The organism is Singulisphaera chitinilytica (genome assembly GCF_049331405.1).
In the GTDB taxonomy this organism is placed as follows: Bacteria; Planctomycetota; Planctomycetia; order Isosphaerales; family Isosphaeraceae; genus PoT.
In genome coordinates this window covers 5,535,013-5,558,417 of record NZ_CP186274.1, presented here as the reverse complement: position 1 = coordinate 5,558,417, position 23,405 = coordinate 5,535,013, and the positions used below count along the sequence as shown (strand labels likewise).

Annotated in this window: 20 protein-coding genes; 10 read left to right on the top strand and 10 right to left on the bottom strand. The window is 63.8% G+C overall.

The window, feature by feature from the left end; genetic code table 11:
• The first annotated feature begins 45 nt into the window (after positions 1 to 45).
• The 4 genes from ACOYYX_RS22265 to ACOYYX_RS22250 all read left to right on the top strand — a co-directional run bounded on the left by ACOYYX_RS22265 (position 46) and on the right by ACOYYX_RS22250 (position 4,338).
• Positions 46 to 882 carry an NlpC/P60 family protein gene (locus tag ACOYYX_RS22265; RefSeq protein WP_422923802.1) on the top strand — a complete coding sequence of 279 codons (837 nt, stop codon included), beginning with the start codon at positions 46 to 48 and terminating at the stop codon, positions 880 to 882.
• Between the two features lie 299 nt (positions 883 to 1,181).
• Positions 1,182 to 1,967, top strand: coding sequence for an efflux RND transporter permease subunit (locus ACOYYX_RS22260; protein WP_422923800.1), 786 nt, complete (start codon positions 1,182 to 1,184; stop codon positions 1,965 to 1,967).
• Positions 1,968 to 2,057: 90 nt separating this feature from the next.
• Positions 2,058 to 2,768 carry an ABC transporter ATP-binding protein gene (locus tag ACOYYX_RS22255; protein WP_422923798.1) on the top strand — a complete coding sequence of 237 codons (711 nt, stop codon included), beginning with the start codon at positions 2,058 to 2,060 and terminating at the stop codon, positions 2,766 to 2,768.
• 10 nt (positions 2,769 to 2,778) lie between these two features.
• Entirely contained in the window at positions 2,779 to 4,338 is a 1,560-nt protein-coding gene (locus ACOYYX_RS22250; RefSeq protein ID WP_422923796.1) for an ABC transporter permease, read from the top strand.
• A 21-nt stretch (positions 4,339 to 4,359) separates the two neighbouring features.
• Here the strand turns inward: ACOYYX_RS22250 and ACOYYX_RS22245 are convergent, their stop codons facing one another.
• From ACOYYX_RS22245 to ACOYYX_RS22225, 5 genes are all read right to left on the bottom strand, one after another.
• Positions 4,360 to 6,369: a redoxin domain-containing protein gene (locus ACOYYX_RS22245; RefSeq protein ID WP_422923794.1), complete on the bottom strand. Its 2,010-nt coding sequence runs from the start codon at positions 6,367 to 6,369 to the stop codon at positions 4,360 to 4,362.
• Positions 6,370 to 6,559: 190 nt separating this feature from the next.
• Positions 6,560 to 7,324: a DUF3313 family protein gene (locus tag ACOYYX_RS22240; RefSeq protein WP_422923793.1), complete on the bottom strand. Its 765-nt coding sequence runs from the start codon at positions 7,322 to 7,324 to the stop codon at positions 6,560 to 6,562.
• Positions 7,325 to 7,777: 453 nt separating this feature from the next.
• Entirely contained in the window at positions 7,778 to 7,909 is a 132-nt protein-coding gene (locus ACOYYX_RS22235) for a hypothetical protein (RefSeq protein ID WP_422923791.1), read from the bottom strand.
• Positions 7,910 to 7,977: 68 nt separating this feature from the next.
• A complete protein-coding gene (locus ACOYYX_RS22230; RefSeq protein ID WP_422923789.1) occupies positions 7,978 to 8,247 on the bottom strand; it encodes a hypothetical protein in 270 nt (89 codons plus the stop codon).
• 141 nt (positions 8,248 to 8,388) lie between these two features.
• On the bottom strand, positions 8,389 to 9,249 hold the full coding sequence (locus tag ACOYYX_RS22225; RefSeq protein ID WP_422923788.1) for a YkgJ family cysteine cluster protein: 861 nt from the start codon (positions 9,247 to 9,249) through the stop codon (positions 8,389 to 8,391).
• Positions 9,250 to 9,510: 261 nt separating this feature from the next.
• Here ACOYYX_RS22225 and ACOYYX_RS22220 point away from each other — a divergent pair, with 261 nt between their 5' ends.
• Both ACOYYX_RS22220 and ACOYYX_RS22215 read left to right on the top strand, forming a co-directional pair.
• A complete protein-coding gene (locus ACOYYX_RS22220; protein ID WP_422923786.1) occupies positions 9,511 to 9,813 on the top strand; it encodes a hypothetical protein in 303 nt (100 codons plus the stop codon).
• Between the two features lie 196 nt (positions 9,814 to 10,009).
• The gene (locus ACOYYX_RS22215; protein WP_422923784.1) at positions 10,010 to 10,882 is read left to right on the top strand and encodes a protein-signal peptide and transmembrane prediction; all 873 of its coding nucleotides are present in this window, start codon (positions 10,010 to 10,012) and stop codon (positions 10,880 to 10,882) included.
• Between the two features lie 1,145 nt (positions 10,883 to 12,027).
• On the opposite strand, the gene ACOYYX_RS22210 is transcribed toward ACOYYX_RS22215, so the two are convergent.
• Together ACOYYX_RS22210 and ACOYYX_RS22205 are read right to left on the bottom strand one after the other, a co-directional pair.
• Positions 12,028 to 13,299, bottom strand: a complete 1,272-nt coding sequence (locus ACOYYX_RS22210; RefSeq protein ID WP_422923782.1) for an alpha/beta fold hydrolase — start codon at positions 13,297 to 13,299, stop codon at positions 12,028 to 12,030.
• A 337-nt stretch (positions 13,300 to 13,636) separates the two neighbouring features.
• Positions 13,637 to 14,155 (bottom strand): ferritin-like domain-containing protein, encoded by a 519-nt coding sequence (locus ACOYYX_RS22205; RefSeq protein WP_422923780.1) that lies wholly within the window; start codon positions 14,153 to 14,155, stop codon positions 13,637 to 13,639.
• Positions 14,156 to 14,667: 512 nt separating this feature from the next.
• Here ACOYYX_RS22205 and ACOYYX_RS22200 point away from each other — a divergent pair.
• From ACOYYX_RS22200 to ACOYYX_RS22190, 3 genes are all read left to right on the top strand, one after another.
• Positions 14,668 to 15,441: a class I SAM-dependent methyltransferase gene (locus ACOYYX_RS22200; RefSeq protein ID WP_422923778.1), complete on the top strand. Its 774-nt coding sequence runs from the start codon at positions 14,668 to 14,670 to the stop codon at positions 15,439 to 15,441.
• Between the two features lie 23 nt (positions 15,442 to 15,464).
• Positions 15,465 to 16,319: a carbon-nitrogen hydrolase family protein gene (locus ACOYYX_RS22195; protein WP_422923777.1), complete on the top strand. Its 855-nt coding sequence runs from the start codon at positions 15,465 to 15,467 to the stop codon at positions 16,317 to 16,319.
• A gap of 129 nt (positions 16,320 to 16,448) precedes the next feature.
• The gene (locus ACOYYX_RS22190) at positions 16,449 to 16,676 is read left to right on the top strand and encodes a hypothetical protein (protein ID WP_422923775.1); all 228 of its coding nucleotides are present in this window, start codon (positions 16,449 to 16,451) and stop codon (positions 16,674 to 16,676) included.
• A gap of 129 nt (positions 16,677 to 16,805) precedes the next feature.
• On the opposite strand, the gene ACOYYX_RS22185 is transcribed toward ACOYYX_RS22190, so the two are convergent.
• The 3 genes from ACOYYX_RS22185 to ACOYYX_RS22175 all read right to left on the bottom strand — a co-directional run bounded on the left by ACOYYX_RS22185 (position 16,806) and on the right by ACOYYX_RS22175 (position 20,026).
• Complete coding sequence (locus tag ACOYYX_RS22185; RefSeq protein WP_422923773.1) at positions 16,806 to 18,098, bottom strand: hypothetical protein; 1,293 nt, start codon at positions 18,096 to 18,098, stop codon at positions 16,806 to 16,808.
• A gap of 173 nt (positions 18,099 to 18,271) precedes the next feature.
• Complete coding sequence (locus tag ACOYYX_RS22180) at positions 18,272 to 18,958, bottom strand: HAD family hydrolase (protein WP_422923772.1); 687 nt, start codon at positions 18,956 to 18,958, stop codon at positions 18,272 to 18,274.
• 12 nt (positions 18,959 to 18,970) lie between these two features.
• Positions 18,971 to 20,026: a hypothetical protein gene (locus ACOYYX_RS22175; protein WP_422923770.1), complete on the bottom strand. Its 1,056-nt coding sequence runs from the start codon at positions 20,024 to 20,026 to the stop codon at positions 18,971 to 18,973.
• Between the two features lie 1,772 nt (positions 20,027 to 21,798).
• Here ACOYYX_RS22175 and ACOYYX_RS22170 point away from each other — a divergent pair.
• Positions 21,799 to 23,286, top strand: coding sequence for a DUF4214 domain-containing protein (locus ACOYYX_RS22170; RefSeq protein WP_422923768.1), 1,488 nt, complete (start codon positions 21,799 to 21,801; stop codon positions 23,284 to 23,286).
• Positions 23,287 to 23,405: the final 119 nt, after the last annotated feature.

The following is a 23,405-nucleotide window of genomic DNA, read 5'->3' as shown; positions in this document are numbered from 1 at the left end:
TGCGGGCAGTCCCGTTTCTCGCGTCTCGGATAAGGGGTTTCTCCTATGACAAGCCGTCCCTCGTCGCCGATCGTTCTTTTCGTTTTGTTGAGTGCCGCGCCTCTCGCGTACTCCCAGGAGGAGCCGTACCGGTCGCCTTACCGCGTCGAGTTCAGCTATCCGCGGGAAGAGCTGCTCGGCGACATGGAAGGCCGGCGGGGCGACCACCGCCTCGAGGCCGAGATCCCCTTCCACGAATGGTACTCGCGAAGGACGCTCGAGCGGTGGAGGTCCTGGGGACCGCCGGCGGCCTACTATCCGCCCGTGCCGGGCATCGAGAAATGGCCGGTCGAGCGGCAGCGCGAGCGGGTCGTCGCCCTGGCGATGCGGTTTCAGGGTTACGCCTACCAGCACCATCACATCCCCGACTGGAATCCGCCCCGGCATTGGCCCTGGAGCGAGTCGTGCGCCCGCTCGAATGGCAAGGGAGTCGACTGCAGCAACCTGACCGGCTTCGTCTACAACCTCGGCTTCGGCCTGCGGCTCAACACCGACGTCCACGCGCAGTCCCAGGAGCGGGTGGCCCGCGGCCCCGGCGAGCGGACGACTCGGCTCAACCTCGTCGAGCTGCCGCAGGGCTACGAGGAGAGGATTGAGGCACTTCGCACCGGCGACCTGCTGTTCATCCGCGAACGCGGCGGCAAGATCAGCCATGTCGTGATCTGGGTCGGCCCGATCGGCCGCGCCCCCGACGGCGTACCCTTGGTGCTGGACAGCCATGGGGCCGACACGCGCGATTCCGACGGCCACGTCATCCCCTGCGGCGTCCACCTGCGGCCGTTCCGCAAGACCTCCTGGTACAACATGAGCGCCAGCCACGCGCTGCGGATTCTCCGGGATTGAGTCCCGGGAGCAGTATGGTAACGGTATATGACGATGCGTTTGCCTCATATCGCGACCCTACCCGGACTCCTCACCGTGATTCAAGCATGCGGATGCAATGGCATCTTGAGCGGGAGATCCGGATCGCCGAGCGGTTCGAGATCCGATATACACGCTGAAGCATGGCTCGTGGCTGAAGGTGGCCGAAATCCTCGCCGCGATTCCCGGCCCATCGCCCGAACCCGCGGGCGGCGCAGGCCGTCGCGCTGACGCCGGGGCAGGCGGGCGACGCGCCGAGCTATCCCGGGCTGATCGCCGCCGTGCCCGAGGCCTGCCCTGTGGAGGCCGCGGCTGCGGACAGGGCCTCCGACAGCAACGCGATCCGCGTCGACCAGGTGGGCCGATCTTCAACCCGACCTTGCGAAGAGCACGAGGCCCGCGCCCAGGGCACCTTGCGTCTGATCGTACCGATCGTGCTCGCCCTGATCTTCCTGATCCTCTACTGGACGTATCACGACCTGTCCGACGCCGCCTTGATGATGCTGGCGATCCCTGGGGCGATCGCCGGCGGGGTCTTCTTCCAGTGGCTCTTCGGCTTCAAGTTCTCGGTCACGGTCTGGGTGGGCTATATCGCCTGCTTCGGCATGGCGACCTCGACCGGTATCATCATGCTCGTCTACCTTCGTGAGGCCGTCGCGAAGGCCGGGGGGATCGCCTCACTCGACGCCGAGGGACTTCGCCGCGCGGTGCTCGAAGGGGCCGTGAGCCGGCTCCGGCCCAAGCTCCTGACCGAAGGGACCATCATCATCGGCCTCGCGCCGATGCTCTGGGCCGACGGCTTCGGCGCCGAGGTCATCCGCCCGATGGCCGCGCCGGTGCTCGGCGGCGTCCTGATCGCCGACGAGGTGATCGATCTGCTACTTCCGGTCGCCTTCTACCGCGTCCGCCTCGCCCGCCTGCGGCGTCCGGGGCTGGCCGACGAGCCGGATGTCGCGTCAGAGATGGTCCGCCATCTGCCAGACGTGATCCGAGAGATCACGCAATACGTGAGAAGCGGGCTCTGCCAGGGTCGTGATCGGGGGCGGAAAGATTCGGGCCTCGGTTGAGAGGGCTCGGCCCTGGCGGTGTCGGGATGATCTGATAGGATAATCAGTCGTTGAAGGGTATCGGGCGGCCCGGGTCGGGGTGAGACGTCGATGGAATCCGATCAGGCGGTCGAGGACGGTGTAGCGATCCGGGCGGTCGATCTGCGGAAGGCATACGGGTCGAAGGACGCTCGGGTCGAGGCGCTGCGGGGGGTCTCGATCGAGGTCGAGGTCGGCGAGCGCGTGGCCCTGCTGGGCAAGTCGGGCTCGGGCAAGTCGACCCTGCTGAACCTGCTGGGGGGCCTCGACCGGCCGAGCTCGGGCGAGCTGCGAGTCGGAGGCTCCGACCTCCACCGGCTCTCCTCGCGAGAGATGGCCCGGTATCGGTCGACGACCGTCGGCGTCGTCTTCCAGTCGTTCAACCTGATCGCCTCGAGGTCGGCCGTCGAGAATGTCGAGCTGCCGATGATCTTCGCAGGCCGGCCCCCTCGCGAGCGTCGGGCCGCCGCGAAGGAGGCGCTTGCGGCCGTGGGGCTCGGGGCCCGTTTGAAGCACCGGCCGAACCAGATGAGCGGCGGCGAGAGCCAGCGGGTCGCCATCGCGAGGGCGCTGGTCAACCGTCCGAGGGTGATCCTGGCCGACGAGCCGACGGGCAACCTCGACAGCAAGACGGCGCGGGAGGTCATGGCCCTGATCCTCGACCACGTCCGCGAGACCTCCGCCACGCTCGTCATCGTCACCCACGACGAGGACCTGGCGGCCGATTGCACCGACCGGGTCATCCGGCTGAGCGACGGCCGGATCATGGCCGGGGACATCTGATCGAGAGTGGATGGAGGATCGCCTCGTGCGCTGGATCGACCTGCTGCAGTTGCCCCTCGCCATGCTCGGTCAGCAGAGGGTGCGGACCTGCCTGACGACCCTGGGGGTTGTCTTCGGCGCGTTCGTGCTCGCCGCGAGCCTTTCGATCAACGAGGGGGTCCAGCAGACGATCGAGCGCGAGGCGAGCAAGGGGGACGCCTCGCGCAAGGTGACGGTCTCTCCCGGTCGTCGGGCGACGGGGACCACGGCATCCGAGGGCTCGAAAGTCGACGGGCAGATGTCGGCCGAGCGTCGCGAGCGGATCCGCAAGGCCCTCGACGAGCGGGCCCGCCAGCGCAACTCCGGCCAGGAGCCGGTCGACCTGACCACGGAACGGCTCGAGAACCTCGCAAAGCTCCCCCACGTCCGGCGGGTGATCCCGATCATCGGCGGGCCGGTCGTCGCGATCCTGGGCAACCGACCCCACGAGGCGGGGGTCTCGTCCGGAGCCGGCGAGGATCCCGAGTTCCGCAAGCGCGTTGTCGCCGGCCGCGCGTTCGAGTCGGAGGACGAACGCTCGGTCCTGCTCTCCGAGATGCTCGCACACCGGATCGGCCTGGTCGACGACGCGGATCTGGAGCAGGTCATCGGCAGGCCCCTCCGCATCGAGATCCGGGGGCAGGAGGACGGGCCGAACTTCAACGTCGGGCTCGCCGGCCATTCGAAGGGGGACGGCGGACGCGACGAGCAGTCGGCCCTGCGGCAACTGGCCTGGCAGATCCCGGGTGTCCTCGACAAATTCAGCCTGGCCGACGAGGAACTCGCCGCGCTGAAGAAGGCGATCAAGCCGGAGCCGGCGAAGGTCGACCCGGTCGTCGTCGCCGACGACTTCCGGATCGTCGGGATCTTCCGCGAGCTGACCGACGACGAGAAGAAGACTGCCTGGACCCAGTTCCCGGCCAACACGGACCTCGTCCTGCCCCGGAAGACGGCGGTCGACCTGATCTTCCGCGACCCCGGACGCCTCGCGAAGGGGGTCGACCAGGCGGTCCTGATGGTCGACGAGATGAAGAACGTCAAGGAGGTCGTCGACAAGGTCGATGGCCTCGGCCTGAAGAGCCGTTCCATCATCGAGTTCATCGAGCGAGAGCGATTGACTTACCTGCTCGTCTTCGGCGGGATGACGTGCGTGGCCGGGGTGGCCTTGCTCGTCTCGGCGATCGGGATCGCGAATACGATGCTGATGAGCGTCCTCGAACGACGCCGGGAGATCGGCATCATGAAGGCCGTGGGTGCGACGAACTGGCAGCTCCAGACCCTCTTCGTCATCGAAGGGGGCTTGATCGGCCTGGTCGGCGGCTCGCTCGGCCTGACACTGGCCTGGGCGGTCTCGTTCCCGGGCGACACCTGGGTCCGGTCGATGGTCCGCCGCGACATGAAGCTCGACCTTTCGGGGTCGATCTTCGCCCTGCCGAGCTGGATCATCGTGACGGTGATGCTCTTCACCGTCGGCGTGACGATCATCGGGGCGCTCTACCCGGCCAGGCTCGCCGCGAAGGTCGACCCGGTCTCGGCGCTCCGGAACGATTGATCGTCACGCACTCGGGCCGGCTCAAGGGAGCCGGATCAGGCTGTTGTGGAAGAAGCCGGCCGACTCGGGATTGCCCGGGTCGTGGCGGTAGGTCTTGCCGTCGATCAGGAACTTGTACTCGTACGCCCCGGGGGCGAGCGCGACCGTCGTCGTGTAATCCCCCTTGGCATCCGGGCCGGTCATGGCGACCGGCTTGTCCTTCCAGCCGGTGAACGAGCCGACGAGGGCGACCGACTTCGCCGGGCCCTCGGGGCGATGGCTGAAGGTGACCTCGTACTGGCCGCTCGGCAGCTTCTTCGAAGCGGGCACGCCGAGGGCGAGGTCCTGGTCGGCCAGCGCGAAGTTGAGGTAGCCGACGTGCATCTCGTCCCGCGTCTGCTCGCCGAAGGTGACGGCACGTCTCGGATCGGGATTGTTGGGGTTGTCCTCCGAGTTGTCGAAGCGGGCCTCGGTGTGGAGGATGGTCCCCTCGGGCATCGGCTTGGGCTTGTCGAGGACGTAGAGGTTCTGCCAGTCGAACTCGTACCGGGGGACGTCGAGGATGACCTCGCGGCGGCCGTCGGGGTACTCGGCGACGAACTTCATCGACTTGCCCCGCAGGTGCATGTGCGGCAGGAGCGAGAGGAGCAGCGACGGCTGCGAGAACCGGAAGTCGGCCCTGGAGATGTAGTCGCTCGCCCCTGGCGGGATCTGGAGCCGGTAGTTGAACGCCATGCCCGACTCCAACTCCTTGTGGACCGCCGACGGGTCGGCGAAGACGAGGCCGATCCGGCTCCGATCCACCTGCTTCGTCCCCCGGGGGGTGTAGTGGAGCTGGAGCATGATCCTCGAGCCCGCCGGGATTCGCTTGGCCACCCCTTCGGGCATGACGCGGGCCGGCATCCCCGGGGCGTAGGCTGCGAGGAAGTCGCCGCCGGATTCGTCGATCTTCTCCACGCCGGGCGGCAGGACGAAGACGACGACGTGGTGGACGACCGCCGGGTTCCCGGGCCGGACCTGCGAGGCGCGGATCCAGACGTCCTTCGTGATCTTGGGGTCGATCTCGACGAGCTCGTAGGGCATCGAGCCTTCGGCCGGGATCTCGATCTCGCGGGGCATTTCGAGGACGACGTCAGGCTTGGGGATCTGCCAACCCTCGACGAACTTGGCGGGCGGGGGCAGGTCGGCCGGATCCCCCTCGGGCGCGCCGGCCTCGGCCCAGTCGCGGAGGGCCTTCTTCTCCTCGGCCGAGAGCCTGGCGTCGTTGGCGAACTTGCCGTGCTCGGGCGAGGCGTGCCAGGGGGGCATCCGGCCGTCGTCGACGACCTCGGAGATCATGCTCGACCAGCCGGAGGCCTGGCGGTAGTCGGTCAGGGAGAACGGGGCGATCTCGCCGGGCCGGTGGCAGGTCACGCAGTGGGCCTGGAGGATCCGGGAGACCTCCTTCGCGTACGTCACCGAGCCGGCCTTGGCCGACTTCGTCGCCTTACCGATCTTGCAGCCGACCGCCTCCGTCTTCGGCGTCGCGACCGGTCGTTTCGCGAGGACCGCCTCGAGGGCATCGGCCAGGTCGTGCTTCGTCGGCGAGGGGCGATGGACCCCGATGGCGAACTGGTCGTCGATCCGGCCCCGGTAGACGACAGACCTCGACTTATCCAGGACGAAGACCTCGGGCGTGCGCTCGGCCCCGATGCGGTCGGCCAGGTCGTTGCCGACATCCTTGAGGATCGGGAAGGGGAGGGCATGCTTGTCGGCGAAGTGGCCGATCGCGACCGGCCCGTCCTGCTGATTGGAGTCGACCCCGAAGACGACGACTCCACGCTTTTCGAAGTCGCGGGCGACCTGGGCGAGCCTCGGGGCATACGCCTGGGCCAGCGGGCACTCGACCCCGAGGAAGGCCAGGACGACGACCTCCTTCTCGCGGGCCTCGTCGAGCGAGTGCCAGGCCCCCCGGTGGTCCTGGAGCCGGAAGTCGGCCGCCGGCTTTGCCGCCTCGTCCGCACCGGCCAGGCCGACCAGTGCCAGGACACCAACCAAACCGATAGCGCGCATCGTCCGGCCCTCAATCATCCCCGCCCAGTCCATGAACCCGGATCGACGATACCATAGATGTTCGAATGGTTCCACGGATCAGGCTATGCCGACGCCGTTCGCGGTGCGGTCCTTTCGTCTTTCCGATGCCGAGAGGTTGCGAACTCGAGCCGGGCAGGGCACTCGAGTGGCAGAACGGCGGGTGATCGTCTCATCCCTGGGGTCGCCCAGGCGCCGGGTGGAGTGCTTCCTGGAGTTCCTTCGCCGCCCGCTGCATGGCCTTCTTCGCATGCCCGTCGCTGAAGAGGAAGCCGGCGACATCGAGCGGCCCGGCGGTTGAATCGCATGAAATCGCCGCGACGCGAAGGCCTTCGGGGGTCACGACCTCCGCCTCGACGCAGGCACCTCCGCGGAGGGTCGGCTTCTCGGCAACAGGCGAGGATTTCCCGTCACGTTCCCCTTCAGCCCCGGCGGTTCCCATGGCGATGTAAGGGTAAGAAACACCGATATGTCTGATGTAAGGCCAGGTCAATTGCGCGTCCGTGATGTAGGTGCGTACGATCGCCGTCGTGGGCCCGGGCTTCGCGACCACGGGTAGTATGGTGCTGAGACGCTCCCGGAGCGCCGACTCCATCACGGCGCTCAGCATCACGCGAAAGGCTTCGTCTCGCCCGGCCCTCGTGCTTTGGTCGACCGCCCAGACTGGCGGCTCGATGAAGAAGGAACCGACTCGCGAGAGGGCATCGCGATCGGCCACGAGGGTTCGATCGCGCTGGAGACCTAACCCGCCGTTGATGTGGAGTTCGGCCTCGGTGAGTTCCTCGGAGTTCACCAGCCGGCTGCACTCCACCGGGCGATTGGGTGAGAGCCCGGCACAACCCGGGGTCATAGCCCCCAGCCCCAGCAATACGCAAGCGAGCACCCGGCTGGAGCGTTCCATCACACGACGATCCACGGCTTCGAGCCTCCTGCTCATCGGTAGACTCCCTGTCACCGGTCCAATCCGGAGCGTCCATTCCATACCCCCGCGATTGCCCGCTCAGGTCGTGAGATTCACAGGCATTCGCACTTGCTGGACGATGTAATACGATTCTCGTGCCAAACGGCCGAAAATCCGGGAGCCCGAATCGGCAAGGAGATTACTCTCGCTGAAGAATCACGTTTTTGTTCGAATGCTATAATTTTGTTATTGATATTATAGAATAGTCTGAATTTTATATATAACGCGTTATATATGTTTTGACCTATAAAGAATGCGAAGCAGATTTTGTTTTTGCGATGTCCGGGCTGAAGGGCCGCGAATTCTTGCCTGTTGGCCACACTGCGAAGTCCGATCTTTCAGAAGTGAAAAAATATATTGCAATGAAATGATGATGAGGAGCGATTGCGTTAGCAACGTTGATATGCGCCGTTGATTGCTCTAGCCTCCTCACTCCGCCTGATTCGGCGGCGGAATGATGTGGGCGGCCGAGAGGGCGTCGACGTAGATCCAGTTGTTGGTGGCGATGTCGGGATGCCGGTACTGCCCGAGCTTCCAGTAATGCTGATAGCCGCTGTTCATGGTCGGCCCCCTGGCCGTGATCCGAGGCGTCGGCTCCTCGTCCAGGAAGCCTCGGGGATCATGAGGCTTCAGGCGTAGCGGAGCGCGTCCCCCTTGGCGTAAGGGAAGTCCACGCTGACCTCGGCCCTCATCCCTCCCCGGCCCCCTTGATGGCGAGGGCCTCGAGCGACGAGTCGTCGAGGTGAGCGAATTGCAGCAGATCCTCGGGGAGGGCGGTCCTGAGGTACGAGTGTTGTTCCTCGCGCCACCTCCGCTTCCTTCCCGCCCGGCGCGAGCGAGGCGAAGCCGATCCCCACCGCCAGGCAAACGACGACGCCCAGGGCCATCCATTTCCGCATCGGTATCGGTCCCCAAAAATCGCGAGACCCGCCTCGGAGCGGGGCGGCCTGGCAACGGCTCGCCCGAATTCCAGCCCCTGCGAGGGCCTTCATCCCCGTCGAGACGCCGGCCCACGAGTGACCGGGAACCCGGGGCGTAGCCTACTCCCTGCCCTCGAACTCCGCGACGGTCTCCCGGTAAACCGCCTCGAACTCCTGGTCGAGCTCGTCCGACCACGGGCCTGGGAAGACCCTCGCGCCGGTCGCGGCGTCGAAGGCCTCGGGACGGCTGCGCCAGGCCTCCGTCAGCGTCGGATCGTTCGAGGCGATCCTGTAGGCCCGGACCAGTTCGAGGAGCCGATGCTCGGCCGAGGCCGACTTGCACGCGACGGCCAATCCTTCGCGAATGGCCCCGAAGACGAGCTCGCGGAGGCCGTTGGTATGCACGTCGACGCCGGTTCCCGGATGCTCGAAGTCCTCCCGGCAGTCGTCGACGCTGTACGACGAATATCCCCGGCAAGCGATCGGCCTGACCTCATAAACCGAGCATGCGCCCCCTTCGAGGAAGGGGCAATCCATCCTGACCCGATCCCTTCGACTCATGCTCATGCCTTCCGTTGCCGCGATGTTGGCCTCGATCCGACGATCGAGCTCCTCGCGCCTTCCCTCGTCGAACCGCTCGCGTACATAGGCGGCGACGGCCAGGACCTCCGGTGCCGAGGCCGCGACCGGGAACATGCAGCAATACGTACAGCCTCTCCGGCACGCGACCCGATGCCCGTCGTGGCAGGCCGAGTGGACCTGCCTGATCGAGCGGTCGGTCAGCTCGTGGATACCCCGGGCCAGCTCGATGGTCCCGGGGGCCGTCGGCGGCCCCGACAGGATCTTCAGCGCTTCCCCGGCCGCCGCGAGCCTGGCCCGCGTGACCGCCGGCTCCTCGAGGAGCCTCGCCCGTCGCGCGCGGGGCCGGACGCGCTTCGCCTTTCTTCCTGGAGGTCTGGGGCGGCCGGGTTTGCGGGGCATTGGCTGGGTTTCTCACGCTGGTTTCGATGGCTCGTCGCGGATGACCCCATCTTATCCGATCCGTGGACTCCGGGATCCACGTCCGGAACAACAGCGAGTCCTGGAGTGGACCGCCATCGGTAAACTTGGAGTAGGGAGCAAGCCTTGGTGGGTGCCGTCCCACGAGTGAGCCGATACAATCCACCCGCGGGCTGCGACAATCTTTCGCCTCCCCGCACGAATCCTCTCCGTGTCATCGAGGTCATCCAAGGGAGCCCATTGATGAGTACGGGAGCCATCGCAGGGGCCGCCTCCAGGCGGGCGGAACGCCGGTTGGTCGAGCACCTCCGGGAAGCGTTGGACGCCTCCTCCGCCATCCCCATCCCCGATCAGAACTGGATGGGCAGGAGGGCCTTGCAACGCTTAATCAAGGCCGGGGCGGTCCGTGAGGCCGGGGATGGTTATTATCTCGACGAAGCCGCCTATGCCGTTTTCCGCTCGCGCCGGGCTCGGAATACCGCCCTCATCATGGCACCACTGACGGTCGCCGCGATCCTCGTCATCTGGTGGGCGAGCGGGAGGTGAGCCATGGAAGGCCTGGAATTCGGCGTCATGGTTCGCCGTGTCTCCATCGCATCGGCGGCTACGTTTCTGAGGTCGTAGCGACCTTCGCGCTGGTTTCCAGGGCCGCGGGAATCGCCCCTGTTTTTCGGGAGACTTTCCCGCGATCATGGCTCGAACGCCCCTGCGGCCATGGCCATCCCGAGACGAGGATCACTCGATGAACCGTCAACACGCAAGCTCCCTCTCGGCCCTCCTACTCGTCATCATGCCCATTCCCACGCTTGCCGACGAAAGCCCGTTCAAGCTGACATTCCGATCGCAGGCCGACGGCAAGGTCTCCGAGTCTCGCGTCACCTGGTCGCCCAACAAGACGGCGATCATCGTCTGCGATATGTGGGACAAACATTGGTGCAAGTCGGCCGCCAGGCGCGTGGGCGAGATGGCCGGGCCCATGAACGAGATGCTCAAAGAGGCGAGGTCCCGCGGTGCGTTCATCATCCACGCGCCGAGCACCACGACAGGCTTCTACGAGGGCACGCCGCAGCGACTGAGGGCCCAGAAGGCCCCGTACTCACCGACCCCCGTCCCGCTGGTGACGACCCCACGCTGGGGTACGGCCTGGTACTGGACGGACGCTAAGCGCGAGGGAGTCTTACCGATCGACGACTCCGACATGGGGTGCGACTGCAAGGACAAGTGCGAGATCACCACCCCATGGACGAGGCAGACCTCGGCGATCGATATCGCCGAGGCTGACGCGATCACGGACGACGGCCAGGAGGTGTGGAACCTCCTCGCAAGCCGCGGGATCGACAACGTCATACTATGCGGCGTTCATCTGAATATGTGCGTCCTGGGCCGTCCCTTTGCCATTCGCCAGATGACAGCCCTGGGCAAGAGCGTCGCGCTCATGCGTGACATGACCGACACGATGTACAACCCCGACCGGCCGCCGGGAGTCAGCCATTTCGCCGGCACGGCTTTGATGGTCGGCCATGTCGAAAGATTCTGGTGCCCGACATTTACCAGCTCGGACATCACAGGCAAGGCGAGTTTCCAGTTCCCCGGCGACACTCAAGCCCCGAAATGATCGCCGGGCTGGAAGCGTGGCACGAGCTAAATGGGTCGAACACGGAGCCGACGATCAAGGGAACCCTCGGCCTGATCGCTTTCGCGTGTTCCTTAGCTCGACCCATGCTGATTTCGCGGGCCTATATCGGTGTTAATGTGAAGATATGTAAGCAATTGAAAAAAGAGAGTGAAACGGGGCCTCTCCCGGGCATTCTGATCGCCCAAAAGAGATCCTCCGCGACCGCCTTCATTGAGGCTGGATGTCCTTCGCGACGACCGGTCTTTTACAGAAATCAGGACGTGCTTACGGTGGAAAGCTAGGGGGCCATTTCAGGGATAGATTGCACTTTAGGTAGATTCGGAAGACGATGACGGCTTGCGTCCGGGCGCGATTTCGATTGGACCTCCACCATGCGACTCCTGCGTGCGGCAGAGGGGGCTTTGAGCGTCGGCACCGCCGTTCTCGAGGTGTCGGAAAATCCCCTTTCATGTAGGAACCCGAGTCCAGGCCGAAATCACGGCTCTGCTACTCAAGCCCACGGAAATCGGCGCCGGCGGGACTGAGTGCTCCGAAGCATTACCCCGCCTGCGCTGAAGCGTTCCTGGGTGCTCCTTCGCTCTCACTCTCGGGAAAAGGAGTCGAACCCTCGGCCGGCAGGCTGGTGGGAATGTGACCGGCGCCCTCGCGTCAAGTCACCGCAAGCGGTCGCCGTGCATTGGGCAGTTTGCCCCGACCGAATCGCCGCCATGGCTCCTCGAGGCCGAGCCATGATGGCCTGGCGATGGCGAGCAGTTCCGTCCAGAGTTACCTGCAAGATCCCAAATATGAATTGCCAAAGCCCTCAACGGCGTAAGAGGCTATCCGGTAATAAATATGTTATCTGTCAAGGAGTTACGCCCAACTGCCTGCGATTGCCTTGCGAGAATCTCCGCAGAAACTACGCCATTGCCTATCAGGTCGGCGAATTCTGATGTGACGTAACTTACTTCCCAGCCTCAGAAAATTACCGGATAGCCTCTAACTCCTATTGCGGGTGCAGACTAGGCCATTTGGTCTGGGATTGGGAAGGTTCGGTGAAAGCATCCCTCCGGAGATTGATCCAGCGTTGTGACCGGCGCGATGGATGACGGCCTCGGCACCGTGGATCACGCCATTTCGACTCTTCAGAAGGTGGCCCCGGACACCTGGCACGAGCCCGCGAACTCGGCGACCGCCGCGTCGAATCGGCCATGATGCTCGATCAGGCCGAGATGCTTGCCGGGTGAGAGGGTCACCAGACGGGCACCGGGGACCTTGTCCCTGATGTAATGGCCCGCCTCCGAGAGCGTGGTCGTGTCTTTATCGCCGACGACGACGAGGGTCGGGACCGAGATCCCCGGGAGCGCCTGCGTGGCGTCATAGCCGATCATCCCCAGCATCCCACGCGCCAGCACGTCGGGGCGGCCATGCGGCACGAAGCGGGCGAAGAAATCGAGCTGCCCCCGCGTCTCGGTCCCCGCGAACGAATCCTTGTGCGTCGATCGGTGCGCCGACCCGTTGAGATAGTTGAGCCAGTTCATGGCCCAGACGAGCGGCCAGAGCGCGATCGTCACGTAGAGCATGGGGATGATGACCGGCTTTTCGATCGCGGTGTAGAACCCCGCCATCTTCGTGGTCCGGACGGGGTTCTTGTAGGTGGTGTGCGCGAGCACGAGCCCGGCGATGCGGCTGCGCAGCAATTCGGGGGAGGTCTTGCAAAGCGTCAGGGTGATCATGCCGCCGATACTGTGCCCGACCAGGACCGCCGGCCGAGCTCCAGCGAAGTCCAGGACCGCCTTGAGGTCTTCGGCGAGATTCTCCAGGCGGTAGTCATTGTTGTCCGGCTTGCTGGACAGCCCGAGGCCCGGTTCATCCCAGAGGATCAGCCTGAACTGGCCGGCGAGGTCTTTCTTGGGGTAGAACCACTCGGTGCTGTTGCAACCCCAGCCGTGTGTCATGACGACGGGAGGGGCATCGGCGGGGCCGTAGCATTCGACCCGCAACTGGCTGCCGTCCGGCCTGTTGATCCAGTGCACCTCCCCGGTGCGCTCGGCTCGCGGTTCGTCCGCCGCCCCGGGCTGCACGGGCTTGCTCCCGCCGAGCATCGTCGAGACGGCCCGGCGGATGATCGCCCCGAGGCTCGCCCACAAGAGCAATCCCACGCCCCCCGCGAGGTAGCCCGTCTCGCGGTTTATACCTGGACGGAAGCGGAAGACGCGGCTCGCGGGCACGGCGACGACCACCTCGCGACGTGGGGCGCCGGCATCCAAGGGCGGCGTTTCGACCCTCGCCGGAACCCGCTCGGCCACGACCACGTGTGAGTCGTCATACCAGTATTTCAGCAGGGTGATCCCTCCGGCGATGATCGCGATGGCGACCAGCCCGCGGAACCAGATCCCCAGGATACTGAAAGGCATGAATGGCATCAGAGAACCTTTGCGAGTGGATTGGCCCGGCCTGCGGCCGCAGTGGGGCGAGACTGAGATCCCGAAAGTCGTAGCTGGCACGAGCAAGTCAAACCCGCCCTCCGGGTCAGGACCGAGGGCAGGCCATGGGGCAGCATGGAGGCGGGCAGGACCAAAAGTCCGCCTTCAGCGAGGTGAATGATTCAATAGCATTAGATGTAGGTCGGCATTTGTTGGTATTGCTGCGAGGTATCCTCGCTTCGCAGTGAACGGAGCTGAAAGACTCGGGTATATCCCGCCCGACGAAGGCGTGACGGCCAGGGCGGTTTCCACCTCCCTGGCCCGGGCATCACGAATGTTGACGACGCGGTCGGTCGGCCCCGGAGGCCTTGAGATTGATCGTAGATTCGGCGAGCTCGCTCAGCGACTCGTCGGTTGCCTTCTCTTCAGCAAGCGTCTGCTCGAGCAGTTTGACGACGGCCGATTCCTTGAGCAGCTTCGCATAGGCACGGACAGTGCCGTAGCCGGCCATCTCATAATGTTCGACCCGCTGGGCGGCTGCGATGAGGGCGGCGTCCTTGACCTCGGGCTCGGCGTCCTCTTCGATGGTCTCCTCGCCCTCGGCGATCAGCCCCTGCATGGCCTTGCAGGCCTTCTTCTTCGCCTTCTCGCCGAGGTGTTCGAAGGCCTTCTCCAGGCGAGTGACCTGCCCTTCGGTCTCCTTCAAGTGCTTGTCGAAGGCAGCCTTGAGTTCCGGCGAGGTCGCCACCTTGGACATCTTGGGCAGGGCCTTGATGATGCGGTGCTCGGCATCGTAGAGATCCTGGAGCTGCTCAACCAGCAGGTCGCGGAGAGTTTCGAGTTCCATGGTTCAATCTCTTCTAATTCATGAGGGGGCACGCGACGAGATTGCCGGGGCTCCGGACGGATCAAAGGCAAATCTCGTTCCGGCTCATTCGACAGGTTACGACATTTTTATTTCAGTGCAGTGCAATTTGACGACGCTTCGATTTCGGTCATCTCCTGGGCGTGACCACGAATGACCACATCTCGTCGAGCTGGACCTCGTGATTCTCCCGGAATTGAGCACCAACACCTTCCCCGATGCCCGCAAGTATGTGGAGCAGGGCCTCTACAATTCGATCCAGCCATCAGAAATCAGACGCCCTTGACCGCGACTGGAATGGGCGGCGTCTATCGATCTCGCCGAGGTAACCCTGTCGATCGTACGCGCCGATCGCCAGGCCGCCTCGAGCATCCTCCATAAATCCAAAAAGCAAGGATTTTCGATATTTGGAATAGATTTTGCTATTTTTTATGCCATGTCAAAAAATTTAAGTTGAACCTGCCTCCGCCACCGTGTGGCCGAAGGGGATTGGGATGCCTTACCGGAAGGAAGAAGCGGCACGCGAGTTCGCCGTCTGGAGCAAGAGCTATGATCGGAGCATCCTGCAATGGCTGCTGTTCACGCCATCGCATGAGGCACTGATCGCGCGACTGCGGGACCGTTTCGGCGATCGTCCCTGGTCGCTTCTCGACGTTGGGTGCGGCACCGGAGTCTTCGCCGCGAGGGTCCGTGACGCCTTCCCCCTCGCGAAGGTCTGGGGCGTGGACCTCGTCGCCGCGATGATCCAGGCGGGTCGACTCCGCCCCCAGCCCGGTGGTCAGCCCTTCGCCGCGGTGCAGGGGGACAGCGAGCGATTGCCGTTCGCGGCCGGTTCCTTCGACATGGTGACCTGTTCCAATAGTTTCCACCATTATCCGCACCAGGATCGGGCCGTCGCCGAGATGAGTCGCGTCCTCAAGCCGGGCGGGCGGTTGATGCTGCTCGACGGCCATCGCGATGGCTACTGGGGCCGGTTCATCTACGACGTCTGCGTCGCTGGGATCGAAGGGGAAGTCCACCACGCCTCCGCAAGCCGGGTTCGCGAGTTGTTCCGGCGCGCCGGCTTCGCCCGGACGGATCAGGAGGTTCACAGCGGTCTGGCACCCTTCCTCTTGACGGAGGGGAGGATGCCGCCCGCCGAGCCTCTCCGGGTGCCGGCCCGAGAGAAGAGTGCGGCAATGTCTTCCCCCGATAAGGCCGAGGGTTCCCCGGATCTGAACGTAGGCAGGCTGCCCGCGACCTGTCAAGAAAGCGTATTATCTACATGAAAATTGTTGTGGCTTCCGTGCAGATGCCTTCCGGACTGTCGGAGGTCTCGGCCAACGTCGTCCGGGCGGATGACTGGCTGCGCGAGGCGAAACTCGCAGGCGTGGCCCTGGCGGTCCTGCCTGAGATGTTCAATACCGGATATGGCCTCCTGTCCCCTTTTGGGGCGTATGCCGAAGCGAGCGACGGGCCGACGATACGCCACCTGCGCGACCGGAGCCGGCTCTGGAAGATGGGCATAGCCGCCGGCTTCCTCGAGCGTGATGGGCGGCACCTCCACAATTCCCTGGCGCTCTGCCTGCCCGACGGCTCGGTCAACGTCTATCGCAAGCGGCACCTCGTCTTCTGGGAGCGGTTCCGTTGCCGTCCCGGCCGGTCGGCCCTGGTCGTCGCGACCCCCTGGGGGCGACTCGGCCTGGCGATCTGCGCGGATATGCTCTACCAGGGCGTCTGGGACGCCTACCGAGAGCGGATCGACCTGGCGGTGATCTCGGCCGCCTGGCCCGATTTCGCCTCGCGCCAGGATGGCCGGAAGCACTGGCTGCTGGGCCATCTCGGCCCGATGGCCGCGGAGATCCCCGCGAAGGTCGCGCGTGACCTCGGCGTACCAGTGCTCTTCGCCAATCAGTGCGGCGCCACGGAGACCATCATCCCGGTGCTCGGCCTGGCCATGACGGATCGGATCGCCGATCGCTTCGCCGGCCGGAGCAGCATCTGCGACGGGTGCGATCAACCGCCGGTGCTGGCGGGCTCCGAGCCTTGCCTGCTGCTTTCCGAGATCACCACTTCGCACACCCGAGGGATTCGTCCATGTCGTATTACGTCCCCGTCGGTCGCCGTCGTCACCTCATCCGCGCCGGCACGTTCCTGCTCAGCATGATGGGCTCATTTTTCTACTGGTGGGACGGCCGCCGACGTCCCTCGATTCCCGTGACCTGGTCGTTCCCCTCGATTCAACTCGCGACACATACCGGAGCTTCTGAAGAGGCCAGCTCCAAGGATGAACATCATGAAGTTCAACAGGATCTCGGCACGTGAGGACGTCGAGCTGATCCGCGACGCCTGCAGGTCTTTGCAACTCGACGCGGAAATGACGGCGCTCATACTCGGCTCATTTCGACGCGATCGGAAGCTCGTCATCACGCCGAAGGACGATCACGAGGAAATTCTTGGATATGTGATGCGCAAGCGGAAACTTTGGGAGGACATCTTCGAGGAATCGTCCTCCTCGAGATGAGATTCGCCGTGACGTGCCGCCGCAATCCGTAAATATTGGGCTGCACGGAGGATGCGGTAATGTGTCGTAAGATTTATCGGTGTCTAATACAGATGGTTATACTGTTATTTTGTAAATGTGGTTCGAATGCTATCGCTTAGTCCCGGTCCTTCGGGCGGACGCTTCCTCGGTCAGGTCCAATGCAAGGCCAGTAAGCGAGCTGATTAGCGCCGTCCGGGCGAGGAGAACCGCGCCACCGGCTGTCGTGCCCATGACCAGGCCCCGGTCCTTCATCTCGGGCGATACCAGCCCACCTCCGATGGATTCGACGAGCTCCATCACCCCCCTGACTTGTGGATCGCGGGCGACCGCTGCCACGACTGCCGGCGGGACCGCACCGACCTGGAGGCTGCCAGTCCTCCAAGGCCCGCGAGCCCAACCCTTCGCTCCATGATAGTAGAGTGCCGATTCGGCCGAGACCGCGCTCAGATCGGGAGCGACCTCGATCCGGGTGATGAGGGCACCGATGCGGCCACGATCGGCGATGTCGCGGAGCCGCTCGGCCAGGGGATCGGGGCTGCCCACGCCGAGCACGTCCCGGATGACTCCGCCAGCAATCGCCGTTCCTGCGGCCGGATCAGGTTGCTGACCGGCGATGGGCTCAGGAAGGATCGTCGAACCGAAGCGGATGAATCGCAGCCCCTCATCGTGCAGGGCTTCGGTTGCGGCTCGCCGTAGCAGCCAATGGTCGTCTGTCTCCGGTCCCGGCGGCGCCACCCGATCGAGTGCGATCGGCTCATCCCCTTGAAGGGCCATCCCACGACCGGCGATGGTATCGACCAGGGTTGCCAGGGGAGTGGTCTCGGCGTCGGGGATGCCGAGAAGCCAGGCGGCACGCAATGTCCTGGCAGCCTGTTCTCCGCGCCGCTGAACGGACGAAACCGAGTTCGGGGCGATCAGTACGGCGATCAAAGGGGTGGAGTACGATGCCTTCGACGGCGCGACGAGTTCCCGATCGAGCCAGGCCGTGATCCGATCACCCTGCATCGGTTGGGTAGGGCGTTGGTGACGCCAGACCATCAGGCGTTCGCGACGCTGTAATGCGGCCTCGGCGGTGATGGATTCGTTGGCGGCCTCCCACTCTCGTGCGCGGCCAGGCAGGTTCGCCCGCACCCATTCCCGCCTGGCGAGGACGAGCAGCGATCCTGTCGGGGAAGAATCCTCGACCTGGCCGAGAAGCTCATCTCCACCTTTAAATTTGATCCGATCGGCAGCCGTTGTATCGGCGGGCGATGTCTTGGCCCGCTGTACCGGTTTGGAACCCGCCTTCTTCTTCGAGCGTCGGCCCGTCTGACCGAAGGCCGTACCCGAGACCAGGATCATGACCGCGAGCCACCCCGTCGCCCGGCGGATCGCCCTGGCGTCAATCATCATCCCCAACATGGTTACTCCCCAGCGATAAAGGCTCTCGACCCATGAGGTTGCCCCAAGCAAGGGGTTCCAACATCTTCGAGGACTTCGATTGGAATGTGCAGGCTCACGTCGGACGAGGAACGAAACTCGCGAGGCATCGTGGAGGGGCGTCACCGAAGCGCCGCCCCTCCCACTCAGGTCCATCAAGGGGCCGTTGAGGTTTGCAGGCGACCGAGTGGCGATTCGTCATAACGCGCCAGCAAGTCGGCCGGATCGCGATAGATCGCGAAGCAGCCCGCCGCACGCAGTTCCGTCTCGGGAAAGCCGCCGCAGAGCATGCCGATGGTGCGTAACCCCGCCTTGGATGCCGCCTCGGCGTCGTAGGGAGTGTCTCCGATCACGACGACCTCAGCGCTGTCCACGTCCCCCAGTTGTTCCATCGCGGCCTCGAAGATGTCGGGGTTAGGCTTGGAGCTCTCCGCATCATCCGACGAGGTCTCGGCTTCGCTGAGGCCGGCGATGTCGGCTATCCCCTTGTAGATCTCGACCTCGTCGCCCTTCGCCGAGGAGGCCAGGGCGATCCTCTTGCCGTCCGCCTTGATACGCTCGAAGAGCTCGCGTACCCCGGGGAAGGGGCGCACCCGGGAGAGGTATTCTCGCTTGAACAACTCCGAGCGGAATTTCTCAATCTCCTCGCCTCGGCTGTCCACGAGATCCTGCGGCAGGAGGGCGGGCATCAGATGATCCCCGCCCTTGCCGATCTCGTGGCGAACCCGCTCGAAAGGAAGGTCGTGGCCGAAGTGCCGCAAGGCGACCTGCCAGGCCTCGGCGTGGAGATCGACGGAGTCGATCAGCGTCCCGTCGATGTCGAAGATGACCGCGTCTACCATTTCGCCCGCCTTTCAACGCGTCCCGTGCGTGGTGACGGTGTGGCCGACCCGGGTCCGCAGGTCGGTTGGCAGGCTCATGAAGCCGCCGTAAGCGGCCGCACCGAGCCCCAGCAGCATGGCAACGAAGCTCCATCCGGCGGCGTGCCCCACCTTGCGGGCGGCGACATCTCCCGCTTCGCGTGCCTTCTGGGCGGCCCGTTCCTTCGTCTTTGCCAACTGCTCCTTGGCCTGCTGATAGGTCTTCTCCCAGCGGTCCACGACCTGACCGGCCTCTTCCTTGCTCTTTCCAGTCCGGGCCACGATGACGTTGACGGCCGCCTCGCGATCGGCCGCGTTCGCCACCTCCGTGGACCGGTTATAGAGCCTATCGAGGAGCCCATTCAACTCCTGGTCGGCCGCCTGCGGGTCGGTCGCCGCCGTACCGGCCGTCGCCCTCGCATCGTCCCTGGCTTCCTTCGCCTTGCCCTCGATGGCCTCGGGCTGAAGCGCAGGCTTGCCCGTCTGGCGGAGCATCGTCCGGGCGTCTTCCTTGATGGAACTCAGGTCGATTCCGCGATCCTTCATCTCGCCCTTGACCGCTTCCATGGCCTGTGGGGACGCCGAGGCAACCCCCTGACCGACGATGGAGGCCCCCTGGCTCAATGCCCTGGCCGTCCCGCCGATCACTGCTCCCACGGTGGTGGTCAGTAGATAAAACATCGCCAGCGTGGCGATGCCCCAGGTGAGTACGCCGTGGAGCGAGCTGTCGATGGCTCGCGGAATCCCGGCCAGCCGACCAGCAGTCCAGCCGCCTGCGAACAGCGAGATGACGCCGGTGACGATGAACCAGATGCCTGCGCCCATGCCGAGGCCCGAGGTCGGGCTCGCTTCATGGAGTGGGTCGATGGTGCTGGCGCCGATGGCGATGCCGAGGACGCCGAAGAGGAGTTGGGTCACCAGAGTGACCGTGACACCGGCCAGCACGGCACCCCATGAGACGCGACGAATCGCGGCGGGGGCCGTCTCTTCGATGCTGGTCGACCGGGCGATCGAGTCGCGTGAGGGTGATTTCAGGACTTCGTTTACCATCGCGGTTGCAGTTCCTGGATTGTCCATCAAGGGGCGATCTCGGATGGCTCGGTGTGTGGAATTCCATTTGCCGCCCAAGGTGGAATCTCCAAAACGACTTGGAGACCCTCAACCTCGATGGATGTCCCAAAGGCAAAACCTGCGCCAGGAAAATAGTAATTTATTGAAAATCAAAATGCTTGGATATGTATTGAATTTTCGCTTGGTTCGCTATCCTGTCGTTTACGATCGGAGCATCCGCGTGGGCACGCGGATGAAGAGTAGCTCGGCGCCCCTGCGGCTTCGGCACCGAGTACAGCTTTCTTCCCCGAGATGCATCCCGTTCCAGTGCCACCAGTTGCAGTCGGCCGCCGGCGGTGGTGGATCTGAAGTCCCATCGGCCTGGCTTTAGCTCGACCATGATGCTCGCGACGGCTGACGCCCACGACGCTCCAGAACTCGCTGGGCGGCCATGATGATCATACTGTGGTGGTCGATGCGGGCGGGGACGGCAAGCCCCTGGGGTTCACGCCTCCGCTCCTCCTGGATTTCGCGCGAAAGTGGGCGTTCCTTCGCGATGGCTTCGTAACGGGCATCGAGTTTCTCTTCAATTCCGACCGCCGGACGAATGCCCCGCACCCGATCTATGTCGAGGATACCGCCGCGCGGGACGAACAGGTCACATTCCTGAAATCTCAGAAGGGACGTCGAACCGTGGGGTCAGCGTTGAACGGCCTCGTCCTAGGGGCACTGGCTCTGCAGTGTGGTCGATGGGCTCCCGTATGTTCGATGGGCTCAGGAACCGGGCTCAGCCTTGGAGCGTCCTCCATCCACATGATGGAATCACGTCGATTTACTTGCAATCCGGTGTCAACTTGATGTGAATCCGAAGAAGGCTGCGACCGACTCTCTTCGCCGAACCGGAAATCCCAGGTATGGCCTCAGGTGTGCCCCAACAGGACATTGAGCTTGCAGGCAAATCATGTCCTTGCCTGAAAACCGCGTTGCTTGAAACGTTCTGGAACATGCCCGACTAAAGCTGTAACACACATTGGGTTACACTTCACCCGCTAGGGTCGGCGTGCACTTAACTGTTGATAAGCAAGGAGTTGTGCGAACCGGCCCCCGAAAGGGCTGCCTTTCAAGGTCCGTTCAGGCTGCTCGGATCATGCCCGACGGGGTATCAGGTCCCGAGCCTGCAGGCTCGTCGGATGCGATGGGCGTGTGTAAGAGGCCATTATTCAGGCGATTCAGAGCCTTTGTCGTAACTTCCAACTCATCAACAATGAAGTGTGCGCCGGCCCTGCTTCACCCATTGAAAATGAAGTATTTTTGCGTCCACCTCTATCTCTATGAGAGGCCAAGTTTTACTTGAGTAAAGGCAATCCTAAAGGCCTATGTTCGAAAATTGGTTTATGAATAACTGGGGTTTTAGAGCTGCAATTCCAGGGTTGCTGCTAAGCGAGTTCAAATCGAAACTCGAGCAGCTATCGAATGCGGGATCGAACATTGGCGGTCTCTTGGATATTTTGCAATTTATGCGTGAAGCCTTTCGCGATTTTGAGCAGGATTATGCCGTCACCTTATCTGTCGAGCCTGTTTGCTCGAGGTGTGATCCTTAATTATTTTCTTGATGTGTTGAAAAATCTAATCAACCTATCACAGAATCGCCTTGCGAATTGATTGAAGGCGCGAAGTTTGCTTAACCTCTCCATCCCCTGGTATTGCACCCACTCCCCCTTGTACACCTTCGACCCTACACCCATCCGAGCTCCTTTGGAGGAGGTTGGCTTATGTTCCGAAAATTAAAACGGGCGTTACGCGTGACGCGATTTGGAAGCCTGTTTCGGCCGAAACGGCGCATGCCGACCCCGAGCTTCTGGCTCGAGGATAGGACGCTGTTATCGGGCCAGGGGCTGCCGGAGGTGCAGGCAACCCCGCCGCAACCCGCCGTTTCGAATCTCGCGGCACAATCGCAGCCCGAAATCCAGGCGCAGGCCAATAACCCTCGGCTCACGAACTTCGTGGTGGGCCTTTATAACAACATCCTCATCCGCCAGCCTCAGCCCAGCGAGGTTAATTACTGGGTGAGCCAAATCGAGGGCGGGCTTTCCCCGAGCGCGGTCCGTCAGCAGTTTGTGATCGCCTGGAACCGCGAGCTCACTGATCTCGGCGTCGATGTGCGCGGTAACAATCGGCAATACGTCGACTCGCTCTATACCAGCGTGCTCAAGCGCCAGCCCGACGCCCAGGGTGAAGTCTACTGGACTCGCCTCCTTCGCGCTGGCGTGAGTCGTCAGGAAGTAGCTCGTAACTTCTTCGCCGCCGCAGATCAGAATCAACCGACTCCGACGCCTACTCCGACGCCGACACCAACGCCTACTCCGACACCAACGCCGACGCCGACGCCAACGCCTACGCCTACTCCGACACCAACGCCTACTCCGACTCCGACACCAACGCCGACACCGACGCCTACTCCGACGCCGACACCGACGCCTACTCCGACTCCGACACCAACGCCTACTCCGACGCCTACTCCGACGCCAACACCTACTCCGACTCCGACACCAACGCCGACACCGACGCCTACTCCGACGCCTACTCCGACGCCGACACCGACGCCAACGCCTACTCCGACACCAACGCCGACACCGACGCCAACGCCTACTCCGACACCGACGCCAACGCCGACACCTACTCCGACACCGACGCCTACTCCGACGCCGACACCAACGCCTACTCCGACACCGACGCCTACGCCGACACCAACGCCGACTCCGACTCCGACGCCTACGCCGACACCTACTCCGACACCGACGCCTACTCCGACGCCAACGCCTACTCCGACACCTACTCCGACTCCAACGCCTACTCCGACACCGACGCCTACTCCGACACCGACGCCTACGCCTACTCCGACGCCAACGCCTACTCCGACACCAACGCCTACTCCGACACCAACGCCAACGCCAACGCCAACGCCTACTCCGACTCCAACGCCTACGCCGACACCTACTCCGACACCGACACCGACGCCTACTCCGACGCCGACACCAACGCCTACTCCGACTCCAACGCCAACGCCTACGCCGACACCTACTCCGACACCGACGCCGACACCAACGCCGACTCCGACTCCGACGCCAACGCCTACGCCGACACCTACTCCGACACCGACACCTACTCCGACACCGACGCCTACTCCGACGCCGACACCAACGCCTACTCCGACACCAACGCCGACGCCGACTCCGACACCTACTCCGACGCCTGGTTGATACTAGGCTAGCGGCTAGTAGCTGGAGTCTAATAGGTCCAATCCTGTCGAGTTTTGACCTTAGTCATTCGCCGGTCGGCCCTGGCTTTCCAGCCAGGGCCGATCGGCATCAATCGGAGA